This window comes from Nesterenkonia cremea, from assembly GCF_014642675.1.
GTDB classification, from domain to species: domain Bacteria; phylum Actinomycetota; class Actinomycetes; order Actinomycetales; family Micrococcaceae; genus Nesterenkonia; species Nesterenkonia cremea.
In genome coordinates this window covers 121,873-136,123 of record NZ_BMIS01000003.1, presented here as the reverse complement: position 1 = coordinate 136,123, position 14,251 = coordinate 121,873, and the positions used below count along the sequence as shown (strand labels likewise).

9 protein-coding genes and 1 pseudogene are annotated in these 14,251 nt (G+C 67.6%); 7 read left to right on the top strand and 3 right to left on the bottom strand.

Annotated elements, in window-relative coordinates; translation table 11 throughout:
* Nucleotides 1-5 precede the first annotated feature (5 nt).
* The 3 genes and pseudogenes from IEW85_RS04845 to secA all read left to right on the top strand — a co-directional run.
* The gene (locus IEW85_RS04845; RefSeq protein WP_188683244.1) at nt 6-932 is read left to right on the top strand and encodes a ComF family protein; all 927 of its coding nucleotides are present in this window, start codon (nt 6-8) and stop codon (nt 930-932) included.
* A gap of 70 nt (nt 933-1,002) precedes the next feature.
* Nucleotides 1,003-1,728 (top strand): ribosome hibernation-promoting factor, HPF/YfiA family, encoded by a 726-nt coding sequence (gene hpf, locus IEW85_RS04840; RefSeq protein ID WP_229658803.1) that lies wholly within the window; start codon nt 1,003-1,005, stop codon nt 1,726-1,728.
* A 114-nt stretch (nt 1,729-1,842) separates the two neighbouring features.
* A pseudogene (gene secA / locus IEW85_RS04835) lies at nt 1,843-4,410 on the top strand (preprotein translocase subunit SecA); the annotation flags it as partial.
* A 51-nt stretch (nt 4,411-4,461) separates the two neighbouring features.
* On the opposite strand, the gene IEW85_RS04830 reads toward secA, so the two are convergent.
* A complete protein-coding gene (locus IEW85_RS04830; protein WP_188683239.1) occupies nt 4,462-4,968 on the bottom strand; it encodes an Rv3235 family protein in 507 nt (168 codons plus the stop codon).
* Between the two features lie 42 nt (nt 4,969-5,010).
* Nucleotides 5,011-5,925, bottom strand: a complete 915-nt coding sequence (locus IEW85_RS04825; RefSeq protein ID WP_188683237.1) for a LysM peptidoglycan-binding domain-containing protein — start codon at nt 5,923-5,925, stop codon at nt 5,011-5,013.
* 86 nt (nt 5,926-6,011) lie between these two features.
* On the opposite strand from IEW85_RS04825, the gene IEW85_RS04820 reads away from it, so the two are divergent.
* Nucleotides 6,012-6,557 carry a hypothetical protein gene (locus IEW85_RS04820; protein WP_188683235.1) on the top strand — a complete coding sequence of 182 codons (546 nt, stop codon included), beginning with the start codon at nt 6,012-6,014 and terminating at the stop codon, nt 6,555-6,557.
* A gap of 34 nt (nt 6,558-6,591) precedes the next feature.
* Here IEW85_RS04820 and IEW85_RS04815 read toward each other — a convergent pair whose 3' ends face one another.
* On the bottom strand, nt 6,592-6,831 hold the full coding sequence (locus IEW85_RS04815) for a helix-turn-helix domain-containing protein (protein WP_188683233.1): 240 nt from the start codon (nt 6,829-6,831) through the stop codon (nt 6,592-6,594).
* A gap of 182 nt (nt 6,832-7,013) precedes the next feature.
* Between IEW85_RS04815 and IEW85_RS04810 the strand changes: the two genes are divergently transcribed.
* The 3 genes from IEW85_RS04810 to IEW85_RS04800 are packed head-to-tail and all read left to right on the top strand — an operon-like array spanning nt 7,014 to nt 14,247.
* Entirely contained in the window at nt 7,014-7,793 is a 780-nt protein-coding gene (locus IEW85_RS04810) for a CpaB family protein (RefSeq protein WP_188683231.1), read from the top strand.
* Entirely contained in the window at nt 7,790-9,313 is a 1,524-nt protein-coding gene (locus IEW85_RS04805; protein WP_188683229.1) for a CpaE/TadZ family protein, read from the top strand. Before IEW85_RS04810 ends, IEW85_RS04805 begins: the two co-directional genes overlap by 4 nt.
* 26 nt (nt 9,314-9,339) lie before the next feature.
* Entirely contained in the window at nt 9,340-14,247 is a 4,908-nt protein-coding gene (locus IEW85_RS04800) for an NAD-glutamate dehydrogenase (RefSeq protein ID WP_229658802.1), read from the top strand.
* Nucleotides 14,248-14,251 lie beyond the last annotated feature (4 nt).

Sequence of the window (14,251 nt, the reverse complement as noted above, 5' to 3'; positions counted from 1 at the left end):
GGCAGATGGTGCGCGGAGCCTCCTGGCGGGACCATCTGGACCGTGCTTGGTTCTCCTGGACCGGCGTCCGTGCCCGGGAGGCCGTTGCTGCAGCGGCCGGGCTGCTCAGCCCCTCCTGGTGCGTGGGCTGCGGGGCCGAGGAGACCGACCTCTGTGAGGAATGCGCCTATGACGTCCGACTGCTGACCCGGGACCCCTACCGAGCCGAGGCCGATGCCCCGGCGCTGCCCGTGGTGGGAGGCACCGAGGAGGACCTCCGGGTGCTGCCGGTCATCGCCGCCGGCACCTACGGGACTCTGCTGTCCCGAGTGATGCTCGGCTTCAAGGATCACGAGCGGATTCTGCTGGACCGTGTGCTGGCTCCGGCGCTGGGCCGGGCCGTGGAGCCTGCTCTGAGGCAGCTCTGCGGAACGGGCGCGGGGGAGGAGAGCATGCCGGCTGAGTCTCCGCTGAGCGAGCCTCCCTTGATAGTGGTTCCGCCGCTCTCGCTGAGGGCCCGCACCCGGCGGAGCCACGACCCGGTGCGCCACCTGCTGGGCCGGCTGGCCGGGGCCTCCGCGCTGGGCAGCGCCTCTGCGTCGGACAAGGCTTCTGCGGTGGGCGGTGCGGAGATCGCCGCCGGGCTGGTGGTCCAGCGGCCGCAGGCCGCCGCCGTCGGGGTGCTGCCCGGGGCAGGACGGCAGAAGGGGCGCGGTCTGGATGATCGGCGTCGTCGTCTCTCCGGAGCTTTTCGGGTGACCGCGCGGGGCCGTCAGGAGTTGCCCGGGCGTCAGGTTCTTCTGGTGGATGACGTGCTGACCACCGGATCGACCGTCCACGCCCTCTACGAGGTGCTGACCGAGGCCGGGGCGGAGGTCCGCGGGGCGGCCGTGATGGCTGCCGCAGAAGTGCGTCGAGGTGGTGACGCTTCGGAAGGTTCTGGCTTAGAGTGAGGTATGGGTCTTCAGCTGGAGGTCCCATGGTTGCCAACACGGTTGAATCAGACCGATACGAGGAGGAACCATGTCCATGCAGGTCAGCTACACCGGCCGGAACATCACGATCCCTGAGGGTTTCAAGGAGCACGTCGAGGAGAAGCTCGACAAGATCGAACAGCTCGCCGATAAGGGACACCGGCTTGAGGTGAAGGTCACCGGGGAGAGCTCCCACCGCCGCGCAGAGACCGCACTCGCCGTCGAGCTCACGGTGATCGGACGCGGAAAGGTCATCCGTTCGGAGGCTCAGGCGGAGGAGAAGTTCGCCGCCTTCGAAATGGCGATGAACAAGCTGACCGAACGATTGCGACGAGCCCGTGACAAGAAGAAGTCGCGGGCTCATGCCTCCCGCAACGGGGTTGCGGACGTCGCCCACGCCATGGCCGGGCTGGAGCCGGTGGCCACAGATCGTCCGCTCTACGAGCAGGTGCTCGACGCCGCCGAGGCCCATGATGAGCCGCCGGTCGGCTGGGAGGACGAAGACGTCGTCCCGATCCGCATCCGCCGCAAGGTCTTCGCCGCCGAGCCGATGAGCGTCGACGCCGCCGTGGACGCCATGGAGCTGATCGGCCACGACTTCTACCTCTACATCGACTCCGAGACCGGGTTGCCCTCGGCGGTCTACCGCCGTCGCGGCTGGACTTACGGCGTCATCTCCCTGGACACGGAGAAGCAGGTCTCCGATCCGGTGACCGAGGAGCGTGACTACCGCTCGGAGAACGGGGTCTCGGCGGGCTCGCTGCGCGTCGCATGATCCGTGATCCCCTGTGCTGAAGGTTTCGGGCTGGGAAGGAGTGTTTAGCTCCTTCCCAGCCCGAAGCGTAGACTGACGATGACGTACTGAAGAACCTCTGATGGAGAACAGGCTGTGCCCACTCTGCTCGAACGGATCCTCAAGACCGGGGATAAGAAGATCCTCAAGACTCTGCGCGGCTACGCCGACGCGGTCAACCTGCTCGAGGATGAGTTCAAGGAGCTCAGCGACGACGAGCTCCGCGCTGAGACCGATCGCTATAAGGAGCGCCTCGAGGATGGGGAGTCGCTGAACTCCCTGCTGCCCGAGGCCTTCGCCGCTGTGCGCGAGGCCGCCGACCGCACGCTGGGCATGCGCCACTTCGAGGTCCAGCTCATGGGCGGTGCGGCGCTGCACCTGGGCAAGATCGCTGAGATGGGCACCGGTGAGGGCAAGACCCTGGTGGCCACGGCCCCGGCCTACCTCAACGCGCTCTCCGGCAAGGGCGTGCACATCGTGACCGTCAATGACTACCTGGCCAAGTACCAGGCAGAGCTGATGGGCCGTGTCTTCCGCTTCCTGGGCATGGAGACCGGTGTCATCACCAACGGCATGCGGCCTGCCGAGCGGAAGAAGGCCTACGACGCCGACATCACCTACGGCACGAACAACGAGTTCGGCTTCGACTTCCTGCGCGACAACATGGCGCAGTCCCTGGACGATCTGGTCCAGCGGGAGCACCACTACGCGATCATCGATGAGATCGACTCCATCCTCATCGATGAGGCCCGCACCCCGCTGATCATCTCCGGTCAGGCCACCGGTGACATCTCCCGCTGGTACAACGACTTCGCCACTCTGGTGACCCGTCTGACCCTGGACGAGGACTACGAGGTGGACGAGAAGAAGCGCACAGTGGGCGTGACCGAGTCCGGCATCGACAAGGTCGAGGACTACCTGGGCATCGAGAACCTCTACGAGACTCAGAACACCACGCTGATCCAGTACCTGAACAACGCCATCCGGGCCAAGGAGCTCTACGTCCGGGACAAGGACTACGTGGTGGTCAAGGGAGAGGTGCACATCGTGGATGAGCACACCGGCCGCATCCTGAAGGGGCGCCGGTACAACGAGGGTCTGCACCAGGCCATCGAGGCCAAGGAGAACGTGCGCATCAAGGCGGAGAACCAGACCCGAGCCACGGTCACCCTGCAGAACTACTTCCGCGGCTACGACAAGATCTCCGGCATGACCGGTACGGCTGAGACCGAGGCCGCCGAGTTCATGTCCACCTATAAGCTCCAGGTGGTCCCTATCCCGTCGAACCGTCCGCGTCAGCGGGAGGACCTCAACGACCTGGTGTACAAGAATGAGGTCGTGAAGTTCGACGCCGTCCTGAAGGACATCGTCACGCGTCATAAGAAGGACCAGCCGGTGCTGGTCGGCACCGAGTCGGTGGAGAAGTCCGAGTACCTCTCCAAGCTGCTGGCCAAGGCCGGTGTGAAGCACGAGGTCCTCAACGCGAAGAACCACGAGCGTGAGGCGGCCATCGTCGCCCAGGCCGGTCGTAAGGGCGCAGTCACCGTGGCCACCAATATGGCCGGTCGAGGCACTGACATCATGCTCGGCGGCAATGCCGAGTTCAACGCCGTCCGTGAGATGGAGAAGCTCGGCCTGGATCCTGAGAAGGATGCCGAGGAGTACGAGGCCAAGTGGGATGACGTCTACGCCAAGGCCAAGGAAGAGGCCAAGGAGGAGGGCGATGAGGTCCGCGAGGTCGGCGGCCTCTACGTGCTCGGCACCGAGCGCCACCAGTCCCGCCGCATCGACAACCAGCTCCGCGGCCGCTCCGGCCGTCAGGGTGATCCGGGTGAGTCCCGCTTCTACATCTCACTGACCGATGACCTGATGCGCCTGTTCAACCAGGCCGCCGCGGCCCGGATTATGAACTCCAAGGCCATGGACGACGAGATCCCGGTGGAGCATAAGTTCGTCTCCGGGGCCATCGCCAACGCTCAGCAGCAGCGCGAGGGGCAGAACACCGAGATCCGCAAGAACGTCCTGAAGTACGACGACGTCATGAACCGTCAGCGCGAGGCGATCTACTCCGACCGTCGTCGCATCCTGGAGGGCACCGACGTCCACGAGAAGGTCCAGCACTTCATCGAGGATGCTGTGAGCCTGATGATCAGCGAGAAGACCAACGCCCCTTCCTCGGAGGATTGGGATCTCGAGGGTCTCTGGGAGGAGCTGGAGTCGCTCTACCCGATCTCGCTGAGCATCGAGGACCTCATCGAAGAGGCCGGCGGCGTGGACCAACTGACCGTGAAGCTGCTCAAGCGCGAGATCATCTCTGATGCCAAGATCGCCTACGAGAAGAAGGAGGAGATCGGTTCGGACAACATCCGTCAGCTCGAGCGCCGTGTCCTCCTCTCGGTGATCGATGAGAAGTGGCAGGAGCACCTTTACGAGATGGACTACCTGAAGTCCGGCATCGGTCTGCGCTCCATGGCGCAGCGCGATCCGCTGGTGGAGTACCAGCGTGAGGGCTACGAGCTCTTCCAGACGATGGCCGATGGCATCCGCGAGGACTCGGTGCGCTACCTCTTCAACGCTGAGGTCCAGGCCGCTCCTGAGGGCGGCGAGGCCCCGAACCTCCCCGGCGTGAAGGACGGGCGTCTGGCGATCTCCAAGAGCCCCAAGCAGGAGACCACGAGCACCTCGGCCTGAGCCCGGGGCAGTTCGGGCTCCGGCTCAGCCCAGCTCCAGAGCCACGACGCGCCACCTGCGCCGGTGCGCCTCCAGGCGCAGCGCGCAGGCGCGCACACGGTGCTCATCTCCGAAGACCACGGCGCATTCCCAGACGCCCTGGGCGACCTTCTCGGTGCGCAGCTGGTGGAAGGCCAGCGGCCGTGGGGCCTTGGGCGCCAGCTGCTGGACGTCGTGGGTGAGCTCCACCCGCTGCCTGACCTTGGCGTATACCTCTGCCTCCAGCCAGCGCTTCAGCTGGACCACCGGGCGCAGTCCCGCCAGAGCCTCCATGGTGGCCTGGCAGATGATCCGAGAGATGGCATTGATCTGCCGCTCCTCCTCGGCCGAGGTGGCCAGGGCTGAGGGACGCTGACCGTCTCCCTCCGCGCTGCTGACGGCGATGACCTCTGTGGGAGTGCTGCTGCGCAGGTCGCTGGTCAGCTCCTCCTCACGCTGGAGGCGGAACGTGGTTCTGCTGCGGACCAGCGGTGCTGGTGTGGTGACTGTCATGGGTCTCTCCTCATCAGGTGGGGCAGGACCGAGCCGGTGGGCTCAGCGCACTGCCGGCGGCTTCTCCAGGACCATGCCCGGGGCAAGGGCCCCCGGATCCTCGCCGATGGCTTCGGCATTGTGCTCGTACCACTGGGGCCAGTCCTGGGCGATCTCCCACTCGGTGGCGCCGGGCCCCAGATCAGCGGCCACCAGACCCCAGAGTGTGTCCCCGGGGCGCACGGTGATCTGGCCCTCCTCGGCAGAGCTGCTGCGCTGCTCCGCGCCCTGATGGCGCTCGGCCGGTGCGGCAGGTGCAGTAGGGGTGAACAGTGGTGTCATCGAGACCTCCATCTCGGCAGTGGTGAACATAGGACTGGGCGGCGCTGGGTCAGCAGGTGCAGTGTCGGTGGATGCAGTGTCGGTGGGTACGGCGGCAGCAGCTGCGGCCTCTGCAGGGGAGAAGAGTGGCGTCGCCGTCGTCGTGGCTTCGCTCATACTGATGCTCTGGGCGGACTGAAGCTCCGGCTGTGCTCCCGATCCGCTGTCTGCTTGGGCTGCGGCGGAAGCCGCGGCTGCTCCGCCGATGGCCAGATGTGCGCTCAGCGTGAGGACCAGCGTGCGGCGCATGAAGCCGGGGGAGAGCTTTGTCAGCAGATGCTCAGCCCGCAGCGCTCCCAGCCGGTGGGCGAGGACTGCTCCGACCGCCAGCAGGGCAGAGGCCAGGGCCAGCAGCGTGATCAGCAGGCCCAAGCCCACTGCGGCGAGCCCCATCATCTGCTCCAGCTGCTGGAGGCTGCCGCGCCGCAGGCTCGTGAAGCTCTGGGCGGCCATGGCGCCGATGGCCCCGACTCCGGAGAGCGGATCGGCGGCGGACGGGGTCAAGGCTCGGCCGCACAGGATGAGCAGCGGACCCGCGCTCAGTGTGAGCGCAGAGAGTCCGATGTCCTGTTTCCGGCGACTGAGTTCCTGAAGCATGCGTTTGATGCTATTTGATGATGAATGGTTCGGCAAGAGTTTCTTCAGTTCCTCTTCGTGGAACACGGCAGGGCTAGGATGAATGGATGCGTTGGGAATCCCTCTTCGATGATCTGGAAGCCGCCTTCGTCGCAGAGGCGGAGGCGGAGCTGGAGGCTGAGATCGCCGAGGCCGTCAGGCTGGAGAGGTCCGCGCTGCGGTTCGTCGATCGCCTGCGCGCCAGCCGCGGCACGCAGGTGCAGCTGCAGGTGGCTGGTGGGCGGCGCGTCGATCTGAGGGTGGGCGCCGTCGGGGAGGACTGGATCTCCGGTGCGGAGGGCCCGCGCGAGGTGCTGATCCCCGCGGCGGCAGTGCAGTCAGCGGTAGGGCTCGCTCGTCAGGGTCAGGCGGAGGCCAGCCATGTGCGGCGCCGGCTCGGGATCACCGCCCCGTTGCGTCAGCTGCTCAGGGATCGGGCGCAGATCGTGATCCTCGGCGCAGAGGGTGTGCTGGTGGAAGGCCTGCTGATGGAGGTGGGCCGGGACGCTCTGGAGGTGCTTCCGGCGCCCCGTGGTGAGCTGCCGCGCCGGCGTGGGGCGCAGGAGGCGGTGACCGTGTCGCTGGCCGCAGCGGTGATGATCAGCAGTGCCTGAGGCACAGCGGTGCTGGGGCAGGCTGCTCGGGTGCTCAGCTGCTGGAGGAGGACTTCTGTTCGGAGGAGCTCGAGGAGCTCTGAGCGCGGGCCTCGCGCTGGATGGCGTACTGGCGTTCGATGAACTCGTCCAGCTTGGCCTCCTCCACGCGCCACTGGCCGCGTCCGCCGATCTGGATCCCCTCCAGCTCTCCGCTCTTGATGAGGGCGCGCGTCTGGGACATCGTGATGTTCAGGGCTTCGCAGACATCAGGCAGGGTGAGGAAGCGTCGCACGGGTGGACCTCCGAAGGGGCGTCGCGGATGTGATCGGCTATGACGGCCTCATTTTAGTGCCATTTGTTTTCGTTTGCACTTCGTGGTTACTCTGAGGTCAGACTCAGGGGCACTGAGCTTCTCGCCGCTGACGCCGGAAGAGGACTGTGCCTGATGAGGGGCATGGGGAATGGAGTCCACAGATGAGCCTGCCCACCGCTGATGACCAGGAAGCCGCCGAGCGCCTGCGCCGGCCCGGGTGGAAGGATCCGCGGCTGCTGGTCGGAGTGCTCATCGTGCTGCTCTCCGTAGCGGGGGTGACCGCCTTGGTCTCCTCGCAGGATCGCACCGTCCCCGTCTACGCCGCCGACCGCGCCTTCGCCGTGGGGGAGCAGATGAGCGAGGAGGACCTGCGGATCGTCGACGTGCGCATCGATGAGGTCTCCGATCACTACCTCAGCGCGGAGGAAGCGCCGAAAGCGGACCTGCAGTTCGTCTCCGTGGTGGATGAGGGAGAGCTCATCCCGCGGCGCGCCGTGGACTCGGCAGATCCCCAGGGCCGCCAAGCCGTCACGCTGGAGGTGGACCACGCGCTGGCCCAGTCGGTGGAGCCCGGACGCGCCGTGGACCTCTGGGCGGTGAGCCAGGGGACTGTGGCCGAGGAGGCCGATGATTCCCGGGCCGATCAGCTCGTGGTGGCCGCCGAGGTCTCGGCGGTCAGCGAATCCTCCTCCACCTTCGGCTCGGCCACGGTCATCACCGTGGAGCTGCTGATCGACCCTGAGGACATGCCCGCGGTGCTGGAGGCACGCAGCTCGGCCGGGACCCTATCGATCATCTCCACCGGCGCTGAGCCCGAGGGAGATGTGCCCGAGGGTGCGCCGGAGGAGGCCGCACCGGAAGAGGAGCCTGAGTCTGAGGACTCGGGGCAGGAGGGCGCTGCGCCTGAAGAGGACGGGCCCGAGGGCCAGGAGGAGGCATGAGGCGCTGCTCCGTCATCACCACCGGCACGATCGAGACCGACCACATCGCTGCCTTGGAAGGGTTGCAGGGCCCTGTCACCGTGGACCGGCGCTGCGCCGACCTCGCTGAGCTGACGGCGGCCGCCGAGAGCATGCGCGCCGACGCCGCCCTGATCATCGGCAGCACCACAGCCCTGACCGCTTCCCTGATCGAACGGCTCCGCACGGCCGGACTGCGCGTGGTGGCCATCTCTGATCTGGCCGAGGAGCGTCAGCGCCTGGCGGGCCTCGGGATCGCCGTCCACGCCGACGAGGTGGAGGTCACTCGGCTGGCTGAGACGCTCATGGGCGCCCCCGCTCCGCCCACCCCGCCCGAGCAGGACTCTCCGGAGACCGGATCGCGCAGCTTCGCCGAGGTCATCGCGGCCTACAGCCGCAGCAGCGAGCCCACGCCGGGCGGGTTCCCGGCAGAGCACGATGGCGCCGAGGACACTGCGGCCCACGAGAGCCCGGACCTGCTCAGCGGGGAGGCCGCTGAGGCCCTGTGGGTGGATGACCTCGCAGGTACCGGGGAGATCCCCGACGCCGGCCCCGCTTCGGAGGACCTCGCAGAGAACCTCACCGAGTGTCCCGACGGAGAGACTGCAGAAGACCCCGAGGAAGCCGGTGCGGCCCTCACCCCGCAGGAAGGCATCACTGTGGTCTGGGGCGCTCACGGCAGTCCCGGCCGCACCACAGTGGCGGTGAATATGGCGGCCGAGCTGGCCGGAGCGGGCCACCGGGTGCTGCTCATCGACGCCGACACCACCGCCTCCGGAGTGGTCACCCATCTGGGCCTGCTCGAGGAGTCGGCGGGACTGGCCCAGGCCTGCCGCCAGGCAGACCTCGGACGTCTGGACGCCGCGCGGCTGCGACGGGCCAGCACAGTGGCCGAGATCCGCGGCAGCCGCGTGCACCTGCTGACCGGCCTGCCCCGCGCCAGCCGCTGGCCGGAGCTGCGCAGCCGCGCCCTGCGTGAAGTGCTCCAGCTGGCCCGGAACGACTACCCCTATGTGATCGTGGACGTCTCCGCCTCCTTGGAACAGGACGAGGAGCTGACCTATGACACCGCCGCGCCCCAGCGGCATGCGGCCACCGTCTGCGCCCTGCAGGAGGCGGACCGGGTGCTGGCCCTGGGCGCCTGCGACCCGGTCGGGTTCCCGCGGCTGGTCAAATCCCTGGAGGACATCCGCCATGACGTCCCGGAGGCTCCGGCTGCCGAAGTTGTGATCACCAAGCTGCGCCGAGGCGTCGTCGGGCGCTCGCCCCAGGAGCAGCTGCGCAGCACCTGGCAGCGCTTCGGCCCCGGGGGTGGGGAGCCGGTCTTCCTGCCCTGGGACGCCGAGGCCTGTGATGCCGCGCTGCTGAAGGGCCAGACCCTGGCCGAGGCCGCTCCTGACTCTGAGATCAGGCGTCGGATCGCGGCAGTGGCCGGCGTCGATGTGCGCACCAGACGAAGGCGGCGTCTGAGCCTGCGCAAGCGAGAATCCGCGTTAGGCTGAGAGGGCAGAAGAAGCAGCAGGATCCGATGCGGAAAGAGCAGGCGCACATGCCCGGTGAAAAGACTCTATGGACTGCCGAAGAAGACAGCCTGGAGGATCTGACAGAGGCGTACTACTCGCACGTCTCCCGGGAGGACCTCTGGTCCGTCAGCGCCCAGGAGCAGATCGAACGCGTCCGCGCCCATGTGGAGCTGGCCGCCTCCCGCACCACCTCTGAGCCGCGGGCCGCCGTCGTGACTGTGGGCCGGCGCAGCATCGTGCTGGTGGTCACCGATGACATGCCCTATCTGGTGGACTCGGTCACCGCCGAGGTCACCCGCAACGGCCACGCTATGTCTCTGGTGGTCCACCCGGTGCTGCTGACCAGCCGCAGCCGGGATTCTCGCTCGCTGCTGGCGGTGAAGTCCGTCCCCGCCCCGGAACGTGGGCTCTCCTCCGGCGACACCCAGACGCTGCCGGACATCTCCGCCCTGCTCGCCGATGAGAACCGCACCGCTCTGGAGTCCTGGATCGCTGTGGAGCTGGACCAGGTCGTGGACGAGGAGGCCTCCCAGCAGCTGGTGGACGGGCTCTACCAGGTGCTCGAGGATGTCAAGAGCAGCAACCGGGACCAGGAGCGCATGGCCGCCCGGTCCCGCGGTGCGGCGGGACTGCTCCGCGAGGCCGAGGACCTGGCCGACTCCGATGAGGCCGCCGACCTGCTGGACTGGATGGCTGACGGCAACTTCCTGTTCCTGGGCTACCGCGAGTACGAACTCTCCACACAGGTCGAGTCCGACGGCAGCTGGGAGCCGGTTCCCGGCACCGGTCTGGGCGTGCTGGCCGAACGCAGCGGCCAGGGTGCCCTGGAGCGCGCCGCAGAGACCCTCGCCGCGGCACCCGGAGGCAGCCCCGAGGAGCGCAACGGGCTGGTCATCACCAAGGCCAACTCCCGCTCCACGGTCCGGCGGCGGACCTATATGGACTATGTGGCGGTGAAGACCTATGGCCCCGACGGCTCCGTGCGCGGGGAACGCCGGTTCGTGGGGCTGTTCAGCCAGAGCGCCTACACCCAGTCCATCGTCAACATCCCGCTGCTGCGCCACCGCGCCAAGCAGCTGCTGGAGCGCTCCGGATTTCCCGCAGACTCCCACTCGGGATCCGACCTGCTGCAGATCCTGGAGACCTATCCGCGCAACGAGCTGCTGCAGATGTCCATCGAGGAGATCGAGGAGATCTCCTGGCAGATCCTGCAGCTGCAGGAGCGTCGGCGGATCAAGCTCTTCCTGCGCAAGGACCTCTACGGACGGTTCATGACCGCGCTGGTCTATCTGCCCAGGGATCGCTACAACACAGCGGTCCGGCGCCGGGTGGAGCAGGAGCTGATGCGCTTCATCGACGCCGACTCCATCGACTTCAACGTCCGGCTCACCGAGTCCGTCCTGGCCCGCGTGTTCTTCCGGATCCGGCTGCGCCAGGGTGAGCACAGCGAGGTCATGGCGATCTCTGAGGATGAGCTGCAGCGCCGCCTGGAGCGGGCCATCCGGTCCTGGTCCGAGGGCATCGCCCAGGAGGCCGAGGAGCGCTACTCCGCCGACGCCGCCCAGCGCATCGCCGATCGCTGGGGAGAGGCCTTCCCGGACGACTACCGGGTGCTCTACGAGATCCAGGACGCGCTCGGGGACATCGCCCAGTTCGAGACCCTGGAGAGCTATGCGGACCAGCAGCGCACACCCACCGGCTCCCCGGTGCCGCGTATGCAGTTCTACCCGCCGCAGCAGTCCGGTGACGCCGCCCATATGCGGGTCAAGCTCTACCTCACCGAGCCCAAGACGCTCAGCGAGACCCTGCCGGTGCTCGACGACTTCGGGCTCTCCATCCTGGACGAGCGCTCCTATGTGCTCTCTTGCTCCGACGGGGCCACCTTCCACCTCTACGATCTGGGGCTCTGCTATCCGGAGGGCGTGGATCCGCACACCACCATCGACCTCTTCCGTGAGGCCTACACGGCCGTGCTCGCCGGGACGGCGGAGTCGGACATCTTCTCCCGCCTGGTGCTGCGCCTGGGCCTGGGCATCCACGACGTCATCGTGTTGCGCGCCTACGCCCACTACATGCGCCAGCTGGGGATCTCCCACTCCTTCGACTTCCTGGCCGAGGCGCTGCTGCAGAACCCCGAGGTGACCCGTGCCCTGATCTCCTCCTTCCGAGTCCGGTTCGATCCGAACCCCGAGCTGGAGGAGGGCCAGGACCGGGCCGCCGCCATGGAGCAGGCCCGCGCCGCGGTGAAGACCGCGCTGGAGGACGTGCCCACCCTCGACGCCGACCGGGTGCTCTCCACCTTCCTGAACCTCATCGAATCCACCCAGCGCACCAACGCCTACCAGGGCCACGAATGGATCTCGCTGAAGCTCACCCCCGCCACCATCGACGCCGCACCCCAGCCGCGCCCGGCCCACGAGGTGTGGGTCTACTCGCCGCAGGTCGAGGGCGTGCACCTGCGCTTCGACAAGGTGGCCCGCGGCGGCCTGCGCTGGTCCGACCGTCAGGAGGACTTCCGCACTGAGGTCCTCGGTCTGGTCAAAGCGCAGATGGTCAAGAACTCCGTGATCGTTCCCTCCGGCGCCAAGGGCGGCTTCTACGCCAAGCAGCTGCCGGATCCCGCCCAGGGCCGGGGAGCCTGGTTCGAGGCCGGACGCGCGGCCTACCAGATCTTCATCCGCGGCCTGTTGGACATCACCGACAACCAGGTGGAGCAGGAGGGGAAGATCCAGATCATCCCGCCCCAGGGTGTGGTCCGCCACGACGGTGACGACGCCTATCTGGTGGTCGCCGCCGATAAGGGCACCGCCACCTTCTCCGACACCGCCAATGCCATCAGTCAGGAGTACGGGCACTGGTTGGGTGACGCCTTCGCCTCCGGCGGTTCCGTGGGCTATGACCATAAGGCCATGGGCATCACCGCCCGCGGCGCCTGGGAGTCGGTGAAGTCCCACTTCGCCGAGCTGGGCACCGACACCCAGAGCGAAGAGTTCACCGTGGTGGCCGTGGGCGATATGGGCGGAGACGTCTTCGGCAACGGCATGCTGCTCTCCGAGCACATCCGCGTGGTCGCGGCGTTCAACCACCTGCACATCTTCATCGATCCCGACCCCGACGCCGCAGCCTCCTTCGCGGAGCGGCAGCGCCTCTTCACCGCCTCCCACTCCGGCTGGGACGCCTACAACACCGAGCTGATCTCTGAAGGCGGTGGAATCTTCTCCCGCACCGCCAAGAGCATCGAGATCACCCCGCAGATGCGGGAGCGCTTCGACCTGCCCGCCGGTGTGGAGGCCATGTCCCCGCCGCAGCTGCTCAACGCGCTGCTGCGCTCGCCGGTGGACCTGTTCTACAACGGCGGCATCGGCACCTACGTGAAGGCCTCCGCGGAGTCCCATGAAGAGGTCGGAGACCGCGCCAACAACGCCATCCGCGTGGACGGCCGCGAGCTGCGCGCCAAGGTGGTGGGCGAGGGCGGCAACCTGGGCCTCACCCAGGCCGGCCGCATCGAGGCGGCTCAGCAGGGCGTGCTGTTGAACACCGATGCCATCGACAACTCCGCCGGCGTCGACTCCTCAGACCATGAGGTCAACATCAAGATCCTGCTGGATCAGCTGATCTCCTCGGGACATCTGCAGGCCGAGGAGCGTGCCGAGCTGCTGAAGTCCATGACCGAGGACGTCGCCCAGCACGTGCTGCAGACCAATAAGGATCAGAACGTGCTGCTGCTGACCGAGCGGCAGCGGCTGGGCGAATGGTCGCCGAGCTTCAAGCGCCTGATGCGCTGGCTGGAGGAGGCCGCCGGACTGGACCGCGAGCTCGAGGTGCTGCCCACGGAGGTGGAGCTGGAGCGGCGCAACGAGGCCGGCGAGCAGACGCTGACCGCCCCGGAGCTGGCGGTGCTCACCGCCTACGCCAAGATCCAGCTCAAAGCGGCCCTGGTGGACTCGGCCCTTCCCGACGACGACTGGTTCACCACCACGCTGGAGGACTACTTCCCGGGTCAGCTCACCGACCGCTTCGCGGAGCAGCTGCCCCGGCACCCGCTGCAGCGCGAGATCATCTCGAATGTGGTGGCCAACGACGTCATCAACATGGGTGGGGCGGCGTTCGTCTTCCGCGCCATGGAGGAGACCTTCGCCACTGAGGAGCAGGTGGTCCGCGCCTTCGTGGTGGTCCGCGAGCTCTTCCGCCTCGATGAGTTCGACGCCGCCATGCGGGCTCTGCCGGTCTCCTTCCCGCGGAACCGGTGGGCGCTGATCTACCTGGACATGCGACGCCTGCTCGACCGAGCGGTCCGCTGGGTGGTCAGCCATACGGCGGCCTCCACCGATTCGGCCCGCGGCACCACCGTCCGCCAGGACGTTGAGACCTTCTCCGCCCATATCTCCTCCCTCTACGGCAGCCTGGCCGAGCATCTGCGCGGCGCCGACAGGACCCGTGTGGAGACCAAGCGGGAGGAGGCGCTGGCCGCCGGTATGGACGACCAGCTGGCCGCCTGGGTCTCGGAGCTCTTCGAGGCCTTCTCTCTGCTGGACATCGCCTCCCTGGCCCGGGAGCACGACTGCCCGGCCGAGGAGGTGGCCGGCATCTACTACGCCGTCTACGCCGAGTTCCAGGTGGACAGCCTGCTGGACCGCATCACCCGGCTCTCACGCCTGGACAAGTGGCAGGCCCTGGCCCGCGGAGCCCAGCGCGATGAGCTCTACTACGCCATCCGGGAGATCACCGAGTCGGTGCTGCGCACCACCGCGGCCGGCGACCCGGGCGAGCGTCTGGAGGAGTGGAAGCAGGCCAGCCACGCCAAGCTGGACCGCGCCGAGCGCCTCATGGCTGAGGTGGATGAGCTCGACGCCGACAACATCGCCTCGCTGACGGTGCTGCTGCGCCACCTTCGCGGACTGGTCGGCTCCTAGGGGC